This window comes from Hyphomonas pacifica, assembly GCF_000682675.1.
Classification (GTDB): domain Bacteria; phylum Pseudomonadota; class Alphaproteobacteria; order Caulobacterales; family Hyphomonadaceae; genus Hyphomonas; species Hyphomonas pacifica.
The window spans coordinates 1-21,474 of sequence record NZ_AWFA01000013.1 but is presented as its reverse complement, the minus strand read 5'-3'; the positions used below and the strand labels follow the sequence as shown (position 1 = coordinate 21,474).

The window sequence follows — 21,474 nt, the reverse complement described above, 5'->3', positions numbered from 1 at the left end:
GGACTTATCCTCTGGGTTTGAACTGCTCCCGCAGAACGGGCTTCAGGATCTTGCCGTTTGCATTGCGCGGCAGTGGCTCGTCCATGAAGTGAATTTCGACCGGCACCTTGAATGCAGCAAGATGTTTCGCTGCATGGTGACGTAGCTCTTCCTCTGTAACGCTCATACCGGGCTTCAGTTGTACGACGGCACCCACTTCTTCACCGAGTACCTTGTGAGGAATGCCAACGACCGCAGCATCCATGATAGCCGGATGCTCATAAAGGGCGTTCTCGACCTCGATGCAGTAGACATTCTCGCCGCCCCGGATCAGCATGTCCTTGGCGCGGTCTACCAGATAGAGGAATCCCTCTTCATCCAGGCGCGCAAGGTCTCCGGTCACAACCCAGCCATCGCGAAAGGTCTCAGCCGTCGCGTCCGGACGGTTCCAGTACTTCTTGCAATTCATCGGGCCTTTGCACCACAGCTCGCCCACTTCACCGCTCGGCACTTCATTGCCGTCCGGATCACAGATTTTCAGCACAACAGCCTTGGGCGGCGCGCCGGCACTGGAAGGACGGTTCACATAGTCCTCGCCAATGTTCAGCGTTGCCGTGGCGCAGGTCTCCGTCATGCCCCAGCCATTGCCGGGCGCAGCTTCCGGAAAGCGTTTCTTGATTGTGGAGACCAGTTCCGGTGCAGAGGGCGCGCCACCATAGGATATGGCCTGAATCGAGGAGAGATCGTATTTGTCCCGGTCCGGATGTTCCAGGATCTGCCAGGCAATGGTCGGCACGCCGCCCACAGCGGAAACCTTTTCCTTCTCGATGATCGGCAGCGCCTTGTCCGCGTCCCATTTGTACATGGAGACGATCTTGTCACCGCGCAGGGCAGACGGCAGCAAGATCGCGAACGAGCCCGTCGCATGGAAGAAAGGAATGGCCAGCAGGGTGGCGCGCCGATCGGCCGGGTCCGGCTGTGGCGGGGCCTCTCCCTTGCGCAGGAACATGCGAGCCTGACATGTCATGGAATTGAACATATTCGATATAACAGCGCGGTGCGTTGCAAGGGCCCCCTTCGGTTTTCCTGTCGTACCGGATGTATACATGATTGTAGCACTATCTTCCGGGCCAAGATCAATCTCCGGCCAGCTGCCTTCCGGCAAATCCTGCCAGCTATTGGCGTCACCGATATAGTCTTCCAGAGAGCTGATCCTGGGATCATTGTGCTCTTCATCGAAATCCCGGGCGATGATCATATGCTCCAGGTTCGGCAGAGTGTCCCAATGTCCGCGCACGCGCTCAAAGATCTGCGGATCGACCACAGCTAGCCTCACCTCAGCGAAGGATAGGCCATATTCCAGCTCTTCGCCCGTCCACCAGGAGTTCATCGGCGTAGCAATCGCCCCCAGGCTGAGCGCCGCATAGAAGGCGACGGGCCATTGCGGATAGTTGCGCATCACAACGGCGATCCGGTCCCCCTTCTGGACGCCATAGGTATCGCGCATCACGGCGGCCAGGGCGCGCACGGCCTTTGCCATTGCCTTGAAGGTGACACGTTCATCCTCGTAGACGATATAGTCCCGGTCAGGGAACTGGGCTTCAGCCAGCGCCAGGACAGACGGGATCGTCGACGGAGCGTTCTTGTAGACCTTCATCTCGACGCCATTGATGACGGCATCTTCCAGCTCGAGCGGAGAGCCCGGCCCCGCCAGCATCTCATTGGCTTGGGCAATCGACATGGCGGGCCAGTTCGGCAGAGTATCGGCGGGCATGGGTTTCCTCTGATTATATGTTTCACACACACAATCACGCCAAGGCTGAGGATTGAAGACAAAACTCGGTGATCAGCGGAGAATTTTCAGCTAAATCTCAATATCTGCGACACAATGGCCCCTGAACCGCTCAGGCTGAGGAGTTCAGGGGCCATATTTTGCAGAATCTGGAAGAATAAGGGCGCGGCGCCCTTATTTCCCGAAATCGCAGAATCGCAGGGTTCGTTCGGTGCCGTCCGGCTCGATCGCGTCATATTCGCGGCCGGTCAGCTCATCGCCCTCACAGAGATAGCCGATCTGGTACATGGCCACGAGCGTGTCATTGTCCGGTGTCAAATTGCTCTGGATCATCAGGTCGATCGCTTCCTGATGCTGGCCCAGTTCCATGAGGATGTTGAACTTCTCCTGACGGGTGGTTTCCGGCTGCACCAGCAGCGTGTTCAGAGATGTCGCCTTGCCGCGGGCAATATCCAGCATCGGAACGGCTGCGGAATAAGCCTCGGTCTGCGGCAGATCGTTGATGATCTCTTCGAAGTCGCTGATCGCGCCCATCAAGTCATAGCCCTGTTCGCTGAAGCGAAGCTCGCCCCGGCGCAGCAGGGTTTCAGCCAGCTCTTCCTGGCTAAGGTCCGGATCACCGGCAAGCTGGGTCAGCCGGTCAATCGCCGTCTGGGTATTTCCTGCATCGACCAGTTGGTTCACCGTCTGCATCGCAAGGGCAAACTCATCAACGGGCTGGGTCACCGCAGGGGTCGCCGCGCTGTCCGTCGTGGAGGGCGCAGTAGAACAGGCCGCCAGCACGAGGGCTGAAGCGGCAAAGACAAGGCCGGAACGAATCATAAGGGTGTCTCCATCAGGACTGGGCTGTGATCTTCCCTGTTCGTACAGACACAAGCTGTGCGCGCACAGGGCCTTATTGTGGATTTTGTGTGACTTTTCAGCTGGTCAGCTCTTCAGCACACCAATCCATACCATCAAGATCGTCCCGCTCACCGGCAAATTTCTCAAGCGGAGACTCGCTCGCGCCCGTCTGACAGATATACCCCGCCTCGCGCAACGTCTTCACCTGCTCCGGCGTCGGGGCCAAGCCAGACTTCTTGTAGCGCTCGACCGCCAGTTCATGGTCGCCCAGCACCCATGTGCCATCAAACCATTGTGCCAATGTCAGGAAGCGGTTCATGGAAGCCTCTATCGCTGCAACATCCTTGCGGGCGTATTCCAGCTCTGCCTTGGCATTTGCCGCCAGCGGATGCTCCGGGGCAAGTGCAAGCATGGCTTCAAAGTCTTCCACCGCACCGCGGCGATCATCCGCGCCCTGTCGGCGCAAGCTGCCACGGTGATAGAGTGCTTCAGCGCGCTGAGCGTTCGTCAAGCTGGATCTGGCCAGCAATTCTGTCAGGGAGTCTTCGGCCTGATAGGGGTTCGTCTCCGCAATCGCCTGAGCAATGACGGTTTCCGGCGGAGGGCCCGTATCCGTCGCTTCCGGCGCTGTGGCGCATGCGGCCAGCAGCAAGGCTGCTGCCGCAACGGTTGAAAGAGAAATATATCGCATGGTGCGGCACATAAGACGTGTTCGCGCCCGGCGGCAAATTGCTTTTCAGTCAGAAACTCAGGCACTGGCCAGTCGGTTGATCTCTGCGATGTCGCCCCGGCCCAAGGCCTCGATGGCGCGAGCGGCAATGTGACGGGCGTTGAGGCCTGCTGCCTCATACATCATGTACGGCGTATCCTGATCCTGGAACACGTCCGGCAGAGTCATCGGACGGATCTTCAGGCCCTTGTCCAGCGCACCCGCCTTGGCCAGATGCTCCAGCACAAAGCTGCCAAAGCCGCCTGTGGCACCTTCTTCAATCGTGATCAGCACTTCATGCTCACGCGCCAACCGCTCGACCAGGTCGGCGTCCAGCGGCTTGGCAAAGCGCGCATCCGCCACGGTCGCGGACAGGCCCTGCGCGGCCAGCAGGTCAGCGGCCTTCCCGGCCTCCACCAAGCGTGTGCCGTAGGACAGGATAGCAACCGTCGTGCCTTCGCGCATGATGCGTCCTTTGCCGATTTCCAGCGGCTGCGGGTTTTCCGGAATCTCGATGCCGATGCCTTCGCCGCGCGGATAGCGGAAAGCGGACGGCCCATCGTCAATCTGGGTAGCGGTCACCACCATACGCGCAAGATCGGCCTCATCAGCTGCCGCCATGCAGATCATGCCCGGCAGCGCGCCGAGATAGCCAATATCAAAACTGCCCGCATGGGTCGCGCCGTCTGCACCGACCAGGCCCGCCCGGTCGATCGCAAAGCGCACCGGCAGCTTCTGAATCGCCACATCATGGACAACCTGATCATAGCCGCGCTGCAGGAAGGTGGAATAGATCGCCGCGAAAGGGCGCATCCCATCGGCGGCCAGACCAGCCGCAAACGTCACCGCATGCTGTTCGGCAATGCCGACATCGAAATGACGCTCAGGGAATTTCCTGGCAAATACATCGGTTGATGTGCCGGACGGCATCGCCGCCGTGATCGCGCAGATCTTGTCATCCGTCTCGGCCAGCTTGGCCAGCGTCTGACCGAACACTTTCTGATAGGCCAGCGCCTTGGGCTTGGGCTTGGACTGCTCGCCCGTAATCACGGAGAATTTTGAGACGCCGTGATACTTGTCCGCGGAATTCTCGGCCGGGGCATAGCCCTTGCCCTTCTGCGTGACGACGTGAATCAGGATCGGGCCTTCCCGCATCGCCTTCACATTCTCAAGGATCGGGATCAGCGTATCCAGATCATGCCCGTCAATCGGGCCGATATAGTAAAAGCCCAGCTCCTCGAACATGGTGCCGCCCATGGCAAAGCCGCGCAGATATTCCTCCGCGCGTCGCGCCGGGCTTTCCAGCCCCATCGGCGAAACCATCTTCTTGGCAATCTTGCGCAGCCCGCGATAGGGCCGTGAGGAGACCAGCTTCGACAGGTGATTGCTCATCGCGCCAACCGGCGGGGCAATCGACATGTCATTATCATTCAGGATCACGATCAGGCGGGACTTGTCGGCCCCGGCATTATTCATCGCCTCATAAGCCATGCCCGCAGACATGGAGCCGTCGCCGATCACCGCAATGACATGATTGTCGCCATTCTGCAGGTCGCGCGCCTTGGCAAAGCCGTGGCCGGCGGAAATCGAGGTCGAGGCATGTGCTGCGCCAAACGGATCATATTCGCTTTCGGCGCGCTTGGTGAAGCCGGACAGACCGCCGGGCTGGCGAAGCGTACGCATTTGGTCCTTGCGGCCCGTCAGTATCTTGTGCGGATAGCACTGGTGGCCAACGTCAAAGATCAGCTTGTCCGCCGGGGCATCGAACACAGAGTGGATGGCCACGGTCAGCTCGACCACGCCAAGGCCTGAGCCAAGGTGCCCGCCGGTTACAGACACGACGTCAATCACTTCATTGCGGACTTCGTCGGCAATCTGCTTGAGCTCCGCCCGCGAGCGACCTTTCAAGTCGTCCGGCGAGTTGATCGCATCCAGCAAGCGGTTCGGTCGTGTCTCGGTCATATTTTCTCTGGACCTTTTGTTTCGGTCTTCTGACGTCCTGATTAATGTGTTCTGTCGAGTACAAAATCGACCGATTGCAGCAGTATATGGGCCTTTTCGCGGAAAATTGCGAGGTGCTCCTTCGCTTGTGCAGCAAGAATACGCACCCGCTGCCGCGCGCCGTCCACACCCAGAATAGTCACAAAATTGGCTTTTCCGGCCTCTTCATCGGTCCGCAACGGCTTGCCGACCTTTTCCTCATGGCCTGTCGCATCCAGCAGATCATCGGCAATCTGATAGGCCAGCCCTAGATCATTGGAGAAGCCTGCCAGTGCGTTGCGCTCAGCCTCCCGCGCCCGGCCGATGATCGCGCCAGCCTCTGTCGCATAAGAGATCAGCGCGCCTGTCTTCAGGCGCTGCATACGAGTAATCGTGTTCAGATCACGGGGGCTGTCGCTCTCCAGCATGTCGATCATCTGACCGCCCACCATGCCGCGCGCGCCGGAAGAATCGGCCAGACGCTCAATCAGCAAGGTGCGGATCCCGGCATCATCATGGGTCTCGGTAGAGGCGAGAATCTTGAAGGCCAGTGTCAGCAGGGCATCCCCGGCCAGCACCGCCGTCGCCTCATCAAAGGCCTTGTGCACGGTCGGCTGGCCGCGCCGGAAATCATCATCATCCATGCAGGGTAAATCATCATGCACCAATGAGTAACAGTGCACGCATTCCAGTGCCGCCGCCGCGCGCAGCAGGCTCTTCTCGGGCGCTTCGAACATCGCGCCGGTTTCCAGCAGGAAGAAAGGCCGCATCCGCTTGCCATTGGCCAGCGCGGCATGGCGCATTGCGCGCATCAGGTCCGCTTCAGGTCCACTCGCAGGCGGGATCAGCTGGTCCAGCGCGACCGTTACCTTGTCGGCAACCTCTTTCAGGCGCTGTTCAAAGTCGACAACGTCCGCCATGCGGGGCCCCTCTCTAGTCGAAGCTGGCAGCTTCAGTGGCTGGCCCGTTGGCCCCCTGCACGATCTGCTCCACCTTCAGCTCTGCGGATTTCAGGCGGGCGTCGCAATGCGCCTTCAGGGCTGCGCCCCGCTCATAGATCGCGATGGACTTCTCCAGCTCGACTTCACCGGCTTCCAGTTGGCGCACAATGCCTTCGAGTTCAGCCAGGGCTTCCTCGAATGTCAGCTTTTCGACGGGTTTCTCTTTTGCGTCAGCCATGCCTCAGGTCTCGCTTCTCAGAATTTCAGATGACACTAGAGCCCCGGTCTGGGCTCCACAACCATTTGAAGGCGGGTTTCACCGATATTCGTAAACCCGAAAGCTCCAATAGCTGTCTCCGCCATCATAGGCGCATTTCCAGCCAAGCTTCTTAAGTTCCGGTCTCAGCATGCGGTTGAACCAGCCATGAGCTGCCAGATAGACTTTCGTATCCTCTGAAGCATCATGCAGTTTCTGCGCAGCCTCTGCGGCCCGCTGGCGAGCGGCCTTCACGCTTTCCCCGTCCAGCGCATGGCCGTTCAGCCAAGCCGCACGGGCCAGAATGTTCCATGTCTTCGGCAGGTAACGCACCCCCGGCAGCAGCGGTGGCGGCAATGGCGCTTCATTGAACACCGCGTCATATTCCGCCTGCATGTGCGGCGCAGCGCGCGCAGCCGTCTGCTGCGCTCTCAGGCGCGCAGAGGCAAAGACAAGGTCTGCGTCTGCGACAGCCTTTTTCAGCTCTTCCGGGGCAACCTGCCCTTCGGCCAGGGCACCAGCTTCATAGCGATCCCACCAGTCACGATACTCGCGCCAGTTCAGGCGCGGCCCAGCTGTCCGGTCCAGGGCCGGGCGGCCATGACGAGACACAATTATGGGTCCGCGTTTCCGGTCTGTCGATGTCGGGTCTGGCATCGCCATTAAATCGTATACTCGTTCCTGCGGAGACCCGCGCGTAACACTAAAGGAATTGCCCTAACGGGGTTGCCCCGGCACGGCAAGGTACCTTTCAACTCAGACATGCGCCCGCTTGTGGGCTGAAGCAGCGCTCAGAGGCCTTTCCAGACCCGCTTTGCACATTTCTCATCATCCTGCAGCTTGCAGGAATAGAAGCTCATCAGCACCGTATCTGCCCGTCCGATCAGGTGATCCAGCGGTACAAAACCGATGGATGCCTCTTCCGCAGGCACGCGCAGCGGACATCCGGCCCGGTCGATGACGCCATTCTCCGCCGGGCAGTGCCCGCTTGGGAATCGGCTGTCGAGAGAATTGTCGCGATTGTCGCCCATCATGAAGACATAGCCATCAGGCACAACGAACAGATCCGTATTGTCGCCCCAGTCGCCTTTGTTGCCGCGATAGGTGGCCCAGCTCTTGTCGCCTATCGTTTCATGCCACTCAAAGGCTGTGCGCAGGATGTTTGTCCCGTGCGGCGTGTAGCGCACCTTGCGCACCAGTTCGCTCTCGACAGGTTCGCCATTCAGATACAGCTGCTCGCCGATCATCTGCACCGTATCGCCCGGCAGGCCAATCAGACGCTTGATCATGACGCGGCCCGTATGCGGGTGTTCGAACACAATGACATCGCCACGTTTCGGCATCCGGGCAAAGATCCGGCCGGCCGGCAGCGGGATGAAACGGCCCAGCGAGAAGGGCAGCGAATAGCGGTCATAACCATAGGCAAACTTGGTCACAGCCACACGGTCTGTCACCTGCAGCGTCGGCACCATACTTTCAGAGGGAATCACCCGCTGCTCATAGGCCAGGCCTGTAAACAGCATGAAGGCCGGTACGAAAACGGCCAGGGTCATCGCCCATTCCCGCAATTCGCGCTTCAGTTTACTGCCGAGAGTCAGGTCTTTTTCCGCCTCGTCCTGCGTGGCGGTGCTGCCATCTGATGTCATCGGAACCTCGTCTCTCGTCGTCGCAACGTGCGACCTGTTTAGACGATAGGTGCCATGATTGCGAAGGTGTAAACTGCCCGTATGCTGTAAAAGCCTCGCAAAGGCCACATAAGACAGGTCAGGCCAGGTTGTAGAGGTCCGCGCCATGCTCGTCCTGTCTGACCCGCACATCCCCGCGGTGGATCAGGTAATTCAGGTGCGCCAACGCCTCGCCCGTAGCCATATGGATCACATCATCCCCAATCGCCCGGGCGAACATGGTGGTGAACGTATCCGTCACTTTCATCGGCCCGCGCGCCAGCTTGTCCTTCAGCCGCTCCAGCGTCACAAAATGGCCGTCGATCAGATGCTGCAGCCTGTGATGGGCGCCCCGGAACGGCTCATTATGCGCGGGCAGAACCAGCACGTCTTCCGGCAGGCGGCGCTTCAGTTTCTCACAGCTTTGGATCCAGTCATCCAGCGGGTCGGCCTTCGGCTCGGTCGGGTGGACGGAGACATTGGAGGAAATGCGCGGCAACAGCTGGTCGCCCGAAATGACGATATTCAGCTCAGCGCAGTAAAGACAGGCATGTTCCGGCGAATGACCACTCCCGGTGATCACTTCCCAGCTTTTTCCGCCCATCTCGAACGTGTCGCCATCCGAAAGCCGGAAGAAGGATTCGGGAATACGCGTCACGCCCCGACCGAAATTGCCGAAGCGTTCCTTGTAGGTCTCCAGCTGCGCGTTGGACCATCCAGCCCGGCGATAAAAGTCGACACCCACCTCCGGCGCCTCGCGACCCGTATCGGCCACCAGCATCCGGCAGGTTGTGTATTCCAGCCGCGTCATCCACAGCTCGGCCCCGTATTTGTGGCACAGCCAGCCTGCCGTTCCAACATGATCGGGGTGCATGTGCGTAACGATCACACGCTTCAGCGGCTTGTCCGGCGTTACGCGCTCAGCCAGCAGATTGCGCCACGCCTCCCGCGTCTCGTCATAGGCAATACCAGTATCGACAATCGTCCACCCGTCGCCATCATCAATCAGCCAGTTATTGATGAATTTAAGAGAGAAATTGAGCGGCATGGCCACCCATTCGATACGCTCTGCAATCTGCACGCTCTTGCCGATTTCCGGCTCGGTCCGCCCGAAGGGGTAGTCCAGCCTGGGCCGCTTCGGCGGGGCAGTTTCAAATCCATCCATTGCAGAATGATACTGGCATCCATGACGCCGTCGAGCCGTACCGCAAGGTCAGGCTTCGGCCTCCAGGGCTGACACGATGTCCGCGAGGATGTCTTCCGGCTTTCTGTCAGCGGCAATGCGCAGGGCATCCTCCGGCACTGACAGTGCCTCCAGCTGGCTGTCCAGCAGGCTAACCGGCATGAAATGGTCGGCCCGCGCCGCAATCCGTCGGGCGAGTTCCGCTTTCGGAACGTCCAGCATCACAAATCTGCTGCGGCGACCGCTGCCCTCTCTCAGCCCGGCCTGCACAAAGGGGGTCAGCGCCGAGCAGGCCAGCACGATTCGAGGCTCCGGCATGGCAGAAGACGCCGCACACATGCTGTCGACCCAGCTCGCCCGGTCCTCATCGGTCAATGGCGTGCCGGCGGCCATCTTTGTCTTGTTGGCGATGGAGTGATGCTCATCAGCCTCAATGAAAGGCCAACCCATCTGCCTCGCCAACGCGGACGCTATGGACGTCTTTCCGCTGCCGGCGACGCCCATGATGATGATCAGCTCTCTCACTTGATCGGCGTCCGCTTGCGCGGGCCCAGCTTGGTGCGCTTGAACTTTTCGCCTTTCAGCGGGGAGACTGTATTGTCGGGCTTACCGTCTGAGCGCTCTGAACGGTCCGGCTTGCCACCGAACTTGCCACCCGGTTTGCCCCCTGGCTTGCCTGAACGCGGGCCGCTTGGCCGCTCACCCCGCGCGGGGCGGTCGCCTCTGGGCGGGCCATCGCGGCGCTCGGAACGCTCAGGCCGTCCCCGATCAGGCCGCTCGCGATCTGGCCGGTCCTCATCCGGACGCGGCGTACGGGGCCGGGGCGCATCGCCCTTCAGCAGAGCCGCACGTTCCCGTCCGCCAATCGGACGCCATTTGCCTTCCGGCAGTCCGGCCAGTTCCAGCGGCCCGATGCGCGTACGCATCAGATCCACCACGCGCAAATCGACCAGCTGGCACATCCGGCGGATCTGACGGTTGCGCCCTTCCCGCAGGATGAATTTCAGTTCCTGCGGCTTCAGCTGTTCCACAATGGCGGGCTTCAGCTGGCGCCCGTCCAGTTCCAGCCCGTGGCGCAGTTTCGCCAGCTTCTCGGGCGTCACATCGCCCTTCACCTTGACGATATATTCCTTGTCCAACTCGCTCTCAGGGCCGATCACGGCCTTCGCCAGCACGCCATCCTCTGACATGATCAGCAGGCCGCGCGAATCCTTGTCGAGCCGGCCCAGCGGTGCCAGCTTGTTGTAGCGGCCCGGAATGGCGCGTGCCTTGCCGGACAGGCTGTCGCGCGTGATCAGGCGCACGGCAGGGATTTCGCCCTCTTCCGGCGTGCCGGACACGATGCCCACCGGCTTGTGAAAGATTAGGGAAATCTGATTGTCCAGCTGCCGCCCGGCCTTGCCTGCCATGGTCAGCGTCTGCCCGGCCATGATCTTCTGACCAGCCACCGCCGTCTCGTCGTCAACCTTGACCAGGCCCTTCAGGATCAGGGCGTCGGCCTCGCGGCGAGAGCAAACACCCTCTTCCGCGAGCCATTTGTTGATCCGGAGAGCTTCCGCGCCGGTATATGTCTTGGTCCAGCTCATGGGCGTACGCGCCTCCTGCACAATTGGCACCGTCATATCTGCGTGACCCTGTCGTCGCAACATATGGATCAGTGTTTCGGCCTTTCGCCAGGCAATCAGAACAGGTTAGGCCACCTCCCACGGGACGCTGCTTTTTGCTATAGGTGTCTGCTCAGCGGGCCTATTCCATATCTTGCTGCACCGGTTCCATCACCAGCCAGACCGATCCAACACGGAAACCGAACCAGCCGACGGTCGCCGTGTTCAGCACGTTTCCGCTGCCATCATTGACCAGCACATCCCGGAAGCGGACCTTACGTCCCTTGCCATCTTTGGACGGCAACCGGACATCATATTCCAGACGGAAGGCGCGCCCATCCTGATAGCCGCGCGCCGTGCCGACCACGTCTTCGCGTGTGCCGGTGTATTCGCCCGGCGCGACGCGCTCGAGCTTCCAGGTTTTCTGGTCCGTTTCGCCATCATCATAGGCGAAGTCCTCGACCAGGGTGAACATCTCACCGTCCCAGCTGCCGGTCAGCTGCGCCGTGAAGACGCGGTGCACGCCGGTGATCGACTTGAACTCTCCGCGCGCCACATGGGCGCCGGCCAGATCGCGTTCGATGACAAAGGTCTTGCCTCCCGCATCGTCCGGCACAGGCGGCCGGGTCGCGCAGGCCGTGATGAGAGCGAGGGCGGCGAAGGCGGGAAGTTGCTTTTTCATGCCTCTTCTACGAGACATCGCAGTCATCGGATCCGTTCAGCGCTTTTGGGGGCTCGCTGTGGCCACGTCATGTCCGTGTTACCCTATGGTCATAACATATGGTCGGCATTGCCCGGCGATTCCCTCATAAGCCCGGCCCTTCAGAGACTGGACCTGCCTGCCCCATGAGCGAGACAAAATCCTCCGCGCCCTTGCTGGCCTTTGCGCTGCTGATTCTCGGCACGACGCTGGGCATTGCCGGAACGGATCTGGTGCTGCCCGCCGTGCCGGACCTGCCGGAAACGCTCGGCGGATCCCAGGCGCTCGCGCAGTTCGTTCTGGCGGCTTTCGTGATGGGCACCTGTGTCGGCTTGCTCGGCTTTGGAGAGTTGGGCGCGCATCTGGACCAGCGCATCCTGCTGATCGTCTCTCTCATCGCCTATGCACTGATTTCGCTGGCCTGCATGGCCGCGCCCAACCTGCCTGTTCTGGTCGGCCTGCGCTTCCTGCAGGGCCTGACAGGATCCGCCGCCGCCGTTTTCGCGCCGGGCATGATCCGCGTCATGTTCAGCCAGCAGAAGGCCGTCGGTGCCCTCGGCTTCATGGGCAGTGTGGAATCGCTGGTGCCAGCCCTCGCCCCGATTGCCGGCGTGTGGCTGCTGGTCGCCTTTGGCTGGAAAAGCTCGTTTCTGGTAATTGGCGTCCTCAGCCTGCTCGTCGCCATGCTGATCGCCGCGCTGCGCCACCGCATGCCTGTGCCGCCCTCCACCCGCAGCGCGGGCAGCTATGTGCGCCACATGATGAACCCGGTCTATCTGCGCTACTGCCTCAGCCAGGCCTTGACGCTGGGCGGCCTGCTGATCTTCGTGTTCGGCGCACCTGCCATGATCACCAAGGGCCTCGATGGAGAGCTCAGCGACTTTATCATCATGCAAGTCACCGGTATCACCCTGTTCATCGTCGGATCGAACCTTGCCGGAAAGCTCGCCGAGCGCTTCGGGCAGGAGCGCATGATCCTGCTCGGCTCGCTGATCTCCGCCGGCGGGCTGGTCAGCATCCTCGTCTACGCACTGACCGGCGGGGCAGAGCCACTGGCGCTCGCCCTCCTGTTCATTCCGGTCAATCTGGGTCTCGGCCTTCGCGGGCCTCCCGGCTTTTACCGCGCCGTGGTGGCTGCCCGCGGAGACGATGCCCGCGGGGCGGCTCTAGTGCTTGTCGCCATCCTGACAACAACAGCCGCTGGCACCGCCATCGCCTCCCCCTTTGTCACGCTCGGCATGGCACCGCTGGCCGGCATGGCCTCAGCCGCCTCCTGCGCGTCCGTACTGTGCCTGATCGCCCTGCCAAAGCTTGAGTTGTAAGACCTAGGCAATCCCGAACAGCGCTTCGCTATTGTCGAGGAAGCTGTCGCCACCCTGCGTGATGCCGGAAACGCGGCCCGGCGCGGTGGCCAGTACGGTCTCGGCAAAAAAGCCTGCCAGCGCCAGCTGACGTGCGCGGAAGCCGCCCTCCTCGCCGCGTGCAGAGACCGCCGCCTGCGTCAGGAAGTGACCGCCGATGACATCTCCGGCCAGTGCCAGATAGGCTGTCGCCCCGGCCAGTGCCTTGTCCTGGTCGCGCTGTTTCATGGCCTCCAGCATCCAGTCCGTGGCCTGACGAAGTGCCTCGGCGCCTTCTCTCAGGCGGTCAGCAATCTGAACCAGCTGCGGATCATTCGTCGCCCGCGCGCTCGCCGCCGTGGCCTCAACCTCTCCCAGCATCACGCGCATGGACTCGCCATTCGTGCCGGACAGTTTGCGGCCAACCAGATCAATCGCCTGAATGCCGTTCGTGCCTTCATAAATCGGTGCAATCCGCGCGTCGCGATAGAGCTGCGCAGCCAGCGTCTCGTTCATGAAACCCATGCCGCCATGGATCTGCACGCCCAGGCTCGCCACATCGACGCCCATATCGGTAGACCAGGCCTTGGCAATCGGCGTCAGCAGGTCTTCGCGCAACTTGGCCGATGCGCGTGTGCTCTCATCCGGCGCAGCTTCGGCAAGGTCTGCTGCCACACCGCAGGCATAGCAGATCGCCCGGGCCGCTGCGACGCGGGCGCGCATCGTCGTCAGTGTACGGCGCACATCGGCATGATGCAGGATCGGGGCCGGGCCATCGACGCCCTGCGCCTTGCCCTGTTTGCGTTCCTGCGCATAGTCGAATGCCGCCTGATAGGCCGCTTCGCCCACGGCGACACCTTCCAGGCCGACATTAAGGCGGGCCGAGTTCATCATCGTGAACATGCAGGCCAGGCCCTTGTTCTCCTGACCAATCAGCCAGCCCGTTGCGTCTTCATATTCCATCACGCAGGTCGGGGAGGCATGAATGCCCATCTTCTTCTCAAGGCCGATACATTTAACGCCATTGCGCTCGCCCAAACTGCCATCTTCCTTGACCAAGAATTTCGGCACCAGGAATAGCGACACACCGCGAGAGCCCGCAGGGGCATCCGGCAGGCGCGCCAGCACGAGGTGTATGATATTCTCGGCAACGTCATGATCACCCCAGGTGATGTAGATCTTCTGCCCGCTGATGGCATAGCTGCCGTCTTCCTGTGGCACAGCCTTTGTCTTAAGCGCGCCAACATCGGAGCCCGCCTGCGGCTCTGTCAGATTCATCGTGCCGGTCCAGGTGCCGGAGACCAGATTGGGCAGATAGGTCTGTTTCTGCGCATCCGTGCCGTGCGCCAGCAGCGCTTCAATCGCACCGAAGCTCAGCATCGGACACAGGCCGAACGCCATGTTTGCGGAATGGAACATCTCCATCACGGCCAGCGCCAGGGCTTTCGGCAGCCCCTGCCCGCCCCATTCCTCGGGCGCGGACAGCCCCATCCAGCCACCATCGCGGAACTGGGCATAGGCCTCGGCAAAGCCAGGGGCGGCCTTCACGCCCTCATCCGTCAGCACTGCGCCATGTGCATCGCCAGGCTGGTTCAGCGGCGCCAGAACATCCCGCGCCAGCTTGTTCGCCTCATCCAGAATCGGGGTGATCAGGTCCGGGTCATAATTCTCGAAAGCCTCAAGTCCCTGCAGTTTGGGCAGCCCGGCAACGGACTGAAGCGCAAACGCCATATCATCGAGCGGGGCATTATAGGCCATCTATTTCTCCCAGAATCCACATAAGTCATATCCACGCTAGCCCTTAGCGTGCCACTGGCATGTCGCCAACTGCGCCCTATAATCACCCCAGACGCAATACCACACCCTTCAGGAGACGATTTTTATGCGCAACATTCTGCTTTCCGCATCCGTACTGGCCCTTGCGGCCTGCGGTGCAGCCGAAACCACTGCTCCGGCACAATCCCAGGAAACCACAACCCAGGAAGCCCCGGCCACCACAACGGCTGAACCGACGGCTGCCCCGGCCGGAGAAACCGCTGAAGCCCCGGAAATGGGACCGGCTGGCACCTACAAGATGGACCCGACCCACACCTCCCTGATCTGGAAGGTGAACCATTTCGGCCTGTCCAACTACACGGCCCGTCTCAATTCGGTCGACGGCACGCTGGTTTTCAACCCCGATGACGCCTCCGCCACCTCCCTGGACGTGACCATCGACCCAACGTCCGTCGAGACCGACTATCCGGCAGACTTCAAGGCCGGCCACCCCGATTCGCCCTACGACTCGTTCGATCAGGAAATCAGCCAGAGCGAAGACTATTTCAATGCTGGCGAATTCCCGACCATCACGTTCAAGTCCACCGACGTGACAACCACCGGCCCGAACACCGGCACCGTCACCGGCGACCTGACCTTCCGGGGCGTTACCAAGCCGGTCACGCTGGACGTCACCTATAACGGCACGACCACCTTCCCCTGGGCGCCCGATACGCCGAAAATCGGCTTCTCCGCCACGGGGTCGTTCAAGCGCTCCGACTATGGCCTCGACATCATGGTGCCGAATCTCGGTGATGATATCGAAATTGTGATCGAAACCGAGTTCGAACTGGCTGACGCAGCCTCCGAATAAGGGTATCTGACTCGCCATGCAGGCAGAATCTTCAAGATACACCATCGTCGCCATCATCCTTCACTGGGTGATGGCGGCCCTTCTTTTGTTCATGATCTGGCTCGGCTGGAACATGGATGACAATGAAGTGCGCTTCCAGTTGCACAAATCAATCGGCATCACGATCCTGTTTCTGACAGCCGTGCGTATCCTGTGGAGATGGCGCAATCCGCCGCCACCGCTGCCCGATGACATGCCGCCCCGCGAAAAGCTGGCCTCGCATCTGGTGCATATGGCGTTCTACTGGCTGATGGTGATTCTGCCGCTGGCAGGCTGGCTCCTGGTATCGACCTCGAAGTTCAAGGTGCCGACCGTGCTGTACGGCACGATCAGCTGGCCGCACCTTCCTGTACCGGGCTTCCTGCATTCCGACATCGCCCACGTGATTATCGAGAATATCCACTCGAAAGGCGCATGGGTGCTGATCGTCCTTCTGGGCCTGCACGTTGCAGGCGCGGTGAAGCATGAAATCGGTGCCGAGAAAGGCGTCGTCAAACGTATGGTTCCCGGCCTTCTTGGCAAGACAGACGGGCCCTGGCGCCCGGCCCGCGGCTATCCTGTCGCCTTCGGCTCTGCCATCATTCTGTTTGGCGCCATCGCGGCCATCCCGCTGATGGGCTCGGGCGGCTCAACCGCGCAAAGCTCTGAACCGACCCTCGCCGAAACAGGCATCCAGTCAAACTGGGACGTGAACTACGACACTTCCGAAATCCGCTTCACCGGCATTTATGACAAGAAGGAATTCACCGGCACCTTTGATGACTGGACCGCCGATGTCGCCTTCTATCCGGACGATCTCGCCAACTCAGACGTGCGCGTCACCGTGCGCACCGCGTCTGCAGATGCAGGCAAGAAGCTCTACAATGACAGTCTCAAGGGCGCCGAATGGTTCGACACGAACGCGCATCCGGACGCCAATATCCACCTGACCAATTTCCGCGAAACGGCTGATGGCTATGTCGCGGACGCAGAGATCAGCATCAAATCTATCACGCAAACCGTGCCGCTGAATTTCACGCTACAGATCGACGGCGACACCGCGACCCTGGATGGCTCTGCCGTGCTGAACCGCAAGGCGCTGGACCTTGGCCAGTCCTCAGACCCCTCCGGCAGCTGGGTTGGCCAGGATATCACCGTCACCGTGACCGGCACAGCGACCCGCAAATAGTGAGGCGCGCGCCTTCCGGGTCGTGCCTACTGGTGGTAAGCCCGGGCTCATGACTGCGCAGATTGTCCCCGTGCTGCCCCAGACGCTGGCCCTCGCCGCGGAAATCCTCCGCGAGGGCGGCCTCGTCGCCATGCCGACCGAGACTGTCTATGGCCTCGCCTGTGATGCCTCCAATCCGGACGCCGTCGCCCGCCTGTATGAGGCAAAGGGCCGTCCGCATTTCAATCCGCTGATCGCCCATGTTGCCGCCATGGACATGGCAAAGCAGGAAGCCGTGCTGTCGGAAGAGGCTGAAACCGTCGCGCGCCATTTCTGGCCAGGTCCGCTGACGCTGGTCCTGCCTCGCGCCGCCACTGGCAGTGTGTGTGATCTCGCCCGCGCAGGCCTGGACACAATCGGCATCCGCTATCCGCGCCACCCTGCGGCCCAGGGCCTGATCGCCGCCTTCGGCCAGCCCGTCGTCGCGCCGTCCGCCAACCGTTCCGGCCATGTCAGCCCCACCCGCGCCCAGCATGTGATGGAAGATCTGGGAGACCGGATCGACCTGATCATTGATGGCGGCCCCTGCGCCACCGGCATCGAATCCTCCATCGTCTCGTTTGCAGGGGAGACACCCACCCTGCTGCGCACGGGCGGCATCGAAACTGCGGCCCTCAACGCAGCCGTCGGCGGTCGCCTCGCGCTGCATACGGATGACTCCATCGTCGCCCCCGGCCAGCTGAAAAGCCATTACGCCCCAGACGCGGCCCTGCGTCTCAATGCCGAGGCTCCGCAAGAGGGCGAAGCCTGGCTCGGCTTCGGCTCAAGCGTCCATACCGGCCTCAACCTCTCCCCGAATGGAGATCTCGCGGAGGCCGCCACAAAACTCTTCGCCATGCTGCGCGCCCTTGATGCGCGGTTTGACCGGATCGCCGTTGCCCCCATCCCGAATGAAGGCCTCGGTGAAGCGATTAATGACCGTCTCGCCCGCGCGGCCCATCGGGACTGACGCCATGCACCCTTCCCGCGTCTTCCATGAGCATGACCGGGCACTGCTGCTGGAAACTGCACGGCAGAATGCCTTCGCGCTTATCATCAGCAGTCTGAACAATCGCCCGATCGCCGCGCATGCGCCTGTCCTGCTGGATGAAGCTGGTGCTGACATTCACCTCCGCTTCCACCTTGCCAATGCCAACCCGGCAACCGAGGCGCTGAAACAGACAGGCCAAACGCTTGTCGTCTTCACCGGCCCGCACGCCTATGTCTCGCCGGACTGGTACGGCCAGCCCGATCAGGTCGGCACCTGGAACTATATCTCTGTTGAGGCCGAAGGCCCGGTAACGCCACTCACCGCTGACGCCACCCCCCGGCTGCTGGACGATCTTTCCGCCGTGTACGAGGGCAAACTTGCCCCAAAGCCCGCCTGGACACGGGACAAGATGGACCCCGCAAAGTTCACCCGCATGCTCACTGCCATCACCGGCTTCCAGCTGACGCCCACGCGCTTTGAAGGCATCCGCAAGCTGAATCAGAACAAACCCGAAGCCGCCCGCGCTGGCGTAATCTCCGCCCTGAACGAACAGGCCGATCCGCTCGGCCTCGCAATTGCCGACGAAATGCATAAATTGAAACCATGACCCAGCTCAGCCAAGATTTCCTCTCCGCCGCCAAAGACATTCTCGGCCCGAAAGGGTGGAGCGAAGATCCGGAAGACCTCGCCAAGGTCGCCTCCCCCTGGCGCGGCACCTATCAGGGCGAAACACCTTTTCTCGCCAGACCGGAAACGACGGAGCAGACCGCCGCCCTCGTCAAACTGTGCAACCAGCACGGCGTCGCCATCACGCCCCAGGGGGGGAATACCGGCCTCGTCGATGCAGGCACCCCGCATGGCGAGATCTGTATTTCTATGCAGCGCATGACGGCCATCCGCTCGGTCGATGCCTTCAACAATTCCCTGGTGATCGAGGCCGGCGCGCCACTCGTCACGGCCCAGCAGGCCGCTGATGATGCGAAACGCCTCTTCCCGCTCTCGCTCGGCTCGGAAGGTACCGCCACGATTGGCGGGCTTATCTCCACCAATGCCGGCGGCGTCGCCGTGCTGCGCTATGGCATGATGCGCGATCTGATCCTCGGCCTCGAAGTCGTGCTGCCGACGGGAGAGATCTGGAACGGCCTCTCCGGCCTGCGCAAGAACAATACCGGCTACGACCTGAAACACCTTTTCGCGGGCGCCGAGGGCACACTCGGCATCATCACCGCCGCAACCCTAAAACTGTTCCCGAAGGTCCAGCGTGCCAGCGCCTGGGTCACCTGCGAGAGCGCCGGAGATGTCGTCACCCTGCTCGCCCTCGTGCGCGATCATGCGGGCGACACCGTCACCAGTTTCGAGATCATCCCCGCCAATGCCGTCGCCATGGTGCAGGCAGATGTTCCGGATACGCGCGATCCCCTGCCGTCAGATCTGCCCTGGCGCGTCCTGATCGAAGTCTCCATGTCGCGCGCCGAACATGCCCGCGAGGTGCTGGAAGAGGCGCTCGGCGCGGCCTATGAGGCAGAGCTGGTCAAGGATGCCGTTATCGCCGAAAGCGTCGCCCAAGCAGACAGCTTCTGGCACATCCGCGAGACCATTCCGCTCTCCAAGCGCGGCTATGGCACCGCCCTGAACCAGGACATCTCCGTACCCGTCAGCCGCATTCCGGACTTTATCGACAGCTGCAATGCCGCCATCAAAGGCCTGATCCCCAGCGCGGAATTCGTCATCTTCGGCCATGTCGGCGACGGGAACCTCCATTACTCCGTCTGCGAACCAGCCGATGCGCGCGAGCATGTCCTCGCCGGTCAGCAATCGGCGGTCTTCCGCATCATCTATGATCAGGTGATGGCCTTTGACGGCTCCATCAGCGCCGAACATGGCGTCGGCCGCCTGAAGCGGGATGAGCTGGAACGCATCCGTCCTAAGGCCGCAACAGATACCATGCGCGCCATCAAGCGCGCGATTGATCCAAACAATATCATGAACCCCCAGCGCGTGATCAGCACCTAGCGCAACTGGCGCAGCAGCCGACCGTCCAGATCCGACACGCGATTGACACCCAGCAAGGCAAGCCCGCGCCGGACGTCCGCCGCCAATATGTCCAGCGCGCGCGTCACACCCGCCTCGCCGCCGGCGGCCAGTCCGAACAGATAGGCCCGGCCCAGTGCAACGCTGTTGGCCCCGCGCGCGATCAGCTTCAGCACATGCGCGCCCCGGCGCACACCGCCATCGGCGATGATCTCCACGCCTGCGCCAACCGCCTCGCGGATTTCCGGCAACAGGTCTATGACGGGCACGGACGTATCAATCTGCCGCCCGCCATGGTTCGAGACCCACACCGTGCTGGCGCCGCTGTCCACTGTGCGCCGTGCATCCTCTGCCGTGCTGAGGCCTTTGACGGCAAATGGCCCGCCCCATTCATTGATGAACCAATCGAGATCCTTCCAGCTCATCGTTGGGTCGAACAGCTCATTGATCACGCCCATCACATCGCGCCCGCCCGTATCGACCTGCTCGAAATTGGCCGGCCCGATCTTGGATGAGGTCAGCATGTCCAGCAGATAGCCGGGCTTGGCCAGCGCTTGCGTCGCGGTTTTGCGGTTGATCTTCGGTGGCACGGAAAAACCGTTGCGCGGGTCGCGTTCGCGCTGGCCCGCCACCGTGGCATCCACCGTCAGGATACAGCCGGTATAGCCGGCTTCCTTGGCGCGAGCCATGAAATCGCGAACGATCCCGCGATCCTTCCAGACATAGAGCTGAATGAATTTCGGCACGTCCGGCGCAACACCGGCAATGTCTTCCAGCGTCTGGCTGCCCAGCGTCGAGACGCTATAGGCAATGCCCGCCTTCTGCGCCGCCGCCGCCACGGCCAGCTCGCCCTTCCTGGGATGGAACAGGCGCGAGGCCGCTGTCGGAGAAATAAAGAAGGGCTGGGCAACCGTCTGTCCGAACACGGTGCAGCTTGTATCAATCTGCGAGGAATCGACCAGAGAGTTCCACTGCCAGCCATAATCGGCAAACCGCTCGACCGAGCCACGCAGCGTGTATTCATCCTCCGACCCGCCGTCGATATAATCGAACACCATGCGCGGCAGACGGCGCTTGGCCGCTGCCCGCAAGTCGCTGATGTTTATGGCATTCCTGACCCGGCTCATGGATCAAGACTAGGCACAATTCGGCAGTCACGCAATCAGAAGTCTTGCTGCTTTGCGAAAAGACCGAACGGGGATAGCTTCTCCCCTGAACCATGTGGGAGGACACATCATGCGCATTTCACTTCTGGCCCTTGGCCTGCTCATTCCCCTCGTGGCCTGCGACCCGCGCGGCCCTGTCGTTGGCGGCCCTTGCAGCTATGACAGCACCGTCTTCGATGTGACCGTCAAGGCAGTGGATGACGCGGGCATCACCTTCGACGGCCCGGATGGCGAATTCCGCATGTCGCTGAGCGAACTGGAAACCACGCCAGCCGTGGGCGAAACGCTCACCGTCAAACGAGACCTCATCACCGAAGGCACCTGCACACCGGAAATCTATTCCATCATGGAATAGGCCCGCACATCCTTCGACTTCGCTCAGCATGAGCGCTCCATCGCCCCAAGAAATTAGCTCATCCTGAGCGAAATTGAAGGATGACT

General features: G+C 61.4%; 21 protein-coding genes. 7 read left to right on the top strand and 14 right to left on the bottom strand.

Features of this window, described 5'->3' with window-relative positions; all coding sequences use genetic code 11:
- Positions 1-4: 4 nt before the first annotated feature.
- The 12 genes from HY2_RS05955 to HY2_RS05900 form a co-directional block, all read right to left on the bottom strand.
- Positions 5-1,753: a class I adenylate-forming enzyme family protein gene (locus HY2_RS05955; protein ID WP_034825691.1), complete on the bottom strand. Its 1,749-nt coding sequence runs from the start codon at positions 1,751-1,753 to the stop codon at positions 5-7.
- A gap of 192 nt (positions 1,754-1,945) precedes the next feature.
- Positions 1,946-2,593 carry a hypothetical protein gene (locus tag HY2_RS05950; RefSeq protein ID WP_034825689.1) on the bottom strand — a complete coding sequence of 216 codons (648 nt, stop codon included), beginning with the start codon at positions 2,591-2,593 and terminating at the stop codon, positions 1,946-1,948.
- A gap of 97 nt (positions 2,594-2,690) precedes the next feature.
- On the bottom strand, positions 2,691-3,305 hold the full coding sequence (locus HY2_RS05945; protein ID WP_146617172.1) for a tetratricopeptide repeat protein: 615 nt from the start codon (positions 3,303-3,305) through the stop codon (positions 2,691-2,693).
- 57 nt (positions 3,306-3,362) lie between these two features.
- The gene (dxs, locus tag HY2_RS05940; RefSeq protein ID WP_034825685.1) at positions 3,363-5,285 is read right to left on the bottom strand and encodes a 1-deoxy-D-xylulose-5-phosphate synthase; all 1,923 of its coding nucleotides are present in this window, start codon (positions 5,283-5,285) and stop codon (positions 3,363-3,365) included.
- A 41-nt stretch (positions 5,286-5,326) separates the two neighbouring features.
- Complete coding sequence (locus HY2_RS05935) at positions 5,327-6,223, bottom strand: polyprenyl synthetase family protein (protein ID WP_034825683.1); 897 nt, start codon at positions 6,221-6,223, stop codon at positions 5,327-5,329.
- A gap of 13 nt (positions 6,224-6,236) precedes the next feature.
- The gene (locus HY2_RS05930; protein ID WP_034825680.1) at positions 6,237-6,482 is read right to left on the bottom strand and encodes an exodeoxyribonuclease VII small subunit; all 246 of its coding nucleotides are present in this window, start codon (positions 6,480-6,482) and stop codon (positions 6,237-6,239) included.
- 78 nt (positions 6,483-6,560) lie between these two features.
- Positions 6,561-7,163, bottom strand: a complete 603-nt coding sequence (locus HY2_RS05925; protein WP_233346740.1) for a histidine phosphatase family protein — start codon at positions 7,161-7,163, stop codon at positions 6,561-6,563.
- A gap of 128 nt (positions 7,164-7,291) precedes the next feature.
- Positions 7,292-8,146 carry a signal peptidase I gene (lepB, locus tag HY2_RS05920; RefSeq protein ID WP_064773880.1) on the bottom strand — a complete coding sequence of 285 codons (855 nt, stop codon included), beginning with the start codon at positions 8,144-8,146 and terminating at the stop codon, positions 7,292-7,294.
- Between the two features lie 118 nt (positions 8,147-8,264).
- Positions 8,265-9,329 (bottom strand): MBL fold metallo-hydrolase, encoded by a 1,065-nt coding sequence (locus tag HY2_RS05915; RefSeq protein WP_034825678.1) that lies wholly within the window; start codon positions 9,327-9,329, stop codon positions 8,265-8,267.
- Between the two features lie 48 nt (positions 9,330-9,377).
- Positions 9,378-9,872: a gluconokinase gene (locus HY2_RS05910; protein WP_034825676.1), complete on the bottom strand. Its 495-nt coding sequence runs from the start codon at positions 9,870-9,872 to the stop codon at positions 9,378-9,380.
- A complete protein-coding gene (locus HY2_RS05905; RefSeq protein ID WP_081814956.1) occupies positions 9,869-10,933 on the bottom strand; it encodes a pseudouridine synthase in 1,065 nt (354 codons plus the stop codon). The genes HY2_RS05910 and HY2_RS05905 overlap by 4 nt, the downstream gene beginning before the upstream one ends.
- Positions 10,934-11,093: 160 nt before the next feature.
- Complete coding sequence (locus HY2_RS05900; protein WP_034825674.1) at positions 11,094-11,633, bottom strand: DUF3833 family protein; 540 nt, start codon at positions 11,631-11,633, stop codon at positions 11,094-11,096.
- 164 nt (positions 11,634-11,797) lie between these two features.
- On the opposite strand from HY2_RS05900, the gene HY2_RS05895 reads away from it, so the two are divergent.
- Positions 11,798-12,973 carry an MFS transporter gene (locus tag HY2_RS05895; RefSeq protein WP_034825672.1) on the top strand — a complete coding sequence of 392 codons (1,176 nt, stop codon included), beginning with the start codon at positions 11,798-11,800 and terminating at the stop codon, positions 12,971-12,973.
- A gap of 3 nt (positions 12,974-12,976) precedes the next feature.
- Here HY2_RS05895 and HY2_RS05890 read toward each other — a convergent pair whose 3' ends face one another.
- Entirely contained in the window at positions 12,977-14,749 is a 1,773-nt protein-coding gene (locus HY2_RS05890) for an acyl-CoA dehydrogenase (RefSeq protein WP_034825670.1), read from the bottom strand.
- Positions 14,750-14,873: 124 nt separating this feature from the next.
- Here HY2_RS05890 and HY2_RS05885 point away from each other — a divergent pair, with 124 nt between their 5' ends.
- The 5 genes from HY2_RS05885 to HY2_RS05865 are packed head-to-tail and all read left to right on the top strand — an operon-like array spanning position 14,874 to position 19,849.
- Positions 14,874-15,620 (top strand): YceI family protein, encoded by a 747-nt coding sequence (locus HY2_RS05885; protein WP_034825668.1) that lies wholly within the window; start codon positions 14,874-14,876, stop codon positions 15,618-15,620.
- Between the two features lie 16 nt (positions 15,621-15,636).
- Positions 15,637-16,827, top strand: a complete 1,191-nt coding sequence (locus HY2_RS05880; protein ID WP_034825666.1) for a cytochrome b/b6 domain-containing protein — start codon at positions 15,637-15,639, stop codon at positions 16,825-16,827.
- Between the two features lie 49 nt (positions 16,828-16,876).
- On the top strand, positions 16,877-17,815 hold the full coding sequence (locus HY2_RS05875) for an L-threonylcarbamoyladenylate synthase (protein ID WP_034825664.1): 939 nt from the start codon (positions 16,877-16,879) through the stop codon (positions 17,813-17,815).
- Positions 17,781-18,443: an FMN-binding negative transcriptional regulator gene (locus tag HY2_RS05870; protein ID WP_051594774.1), complete on the top strand. Its 663-nt coding sequence runs from the start codon at positions 17,781-17,783 to the stop codon at positions 18,441-18,443. Before HY2_RS05875 ends, HY2_RS05870 begins: the two co-directional genes overlap by 35 nt.
- A complete protein-coding gene (locus tag HY2_RS05865; protein WP_034825662.1) occupies positions 18,440-19,849 on the top strand; it encodes an FAD-binding oxidoreductase in 1,410 nt (469 codons plus the stop codon). The genes HY2_RS05870 and HY2_RS05865 overlap by 4 nt, the downstream gene beginning before the upstream one ends.
- Here the strand turns inward: HY2_RS05865 and HY2_RS05860 are convergent.
- Positions 19,846-20,994, bottom strand: a complete 1,149-nt coding sequence (locus HY2_RS05860) for an alpha-hydroxy acid oxidase (protein ID WP_034825660.1) — start codon at positions 20,992-20,994, stop codon at positions 19,846-19,848. The two genes, HY2_RS05865 and HY2_RS05860, sit on opposite strands and share 4 nt — an antisense overlap.
- A 109-nt stretch (positions 20,995-21,103) precedes the next feature.
- Between HY2_RS05860 and HY2_RS05855 the strand changes: the two genes are divergently transcribed.
- The gene (locus tag HY2_RS05855) at positions 21,104-21,388 is read left to right on the top strand and encodes a hypothetical protein (protein WP_034825658.1); all 285 of its coding nucleotides are present in this window, start codon (positions 21,104-21,106) and stop codon (positions 21,386-21,388) included.
- Positions 21,389-21,474 lie beyond the last annotated feature (86 nt).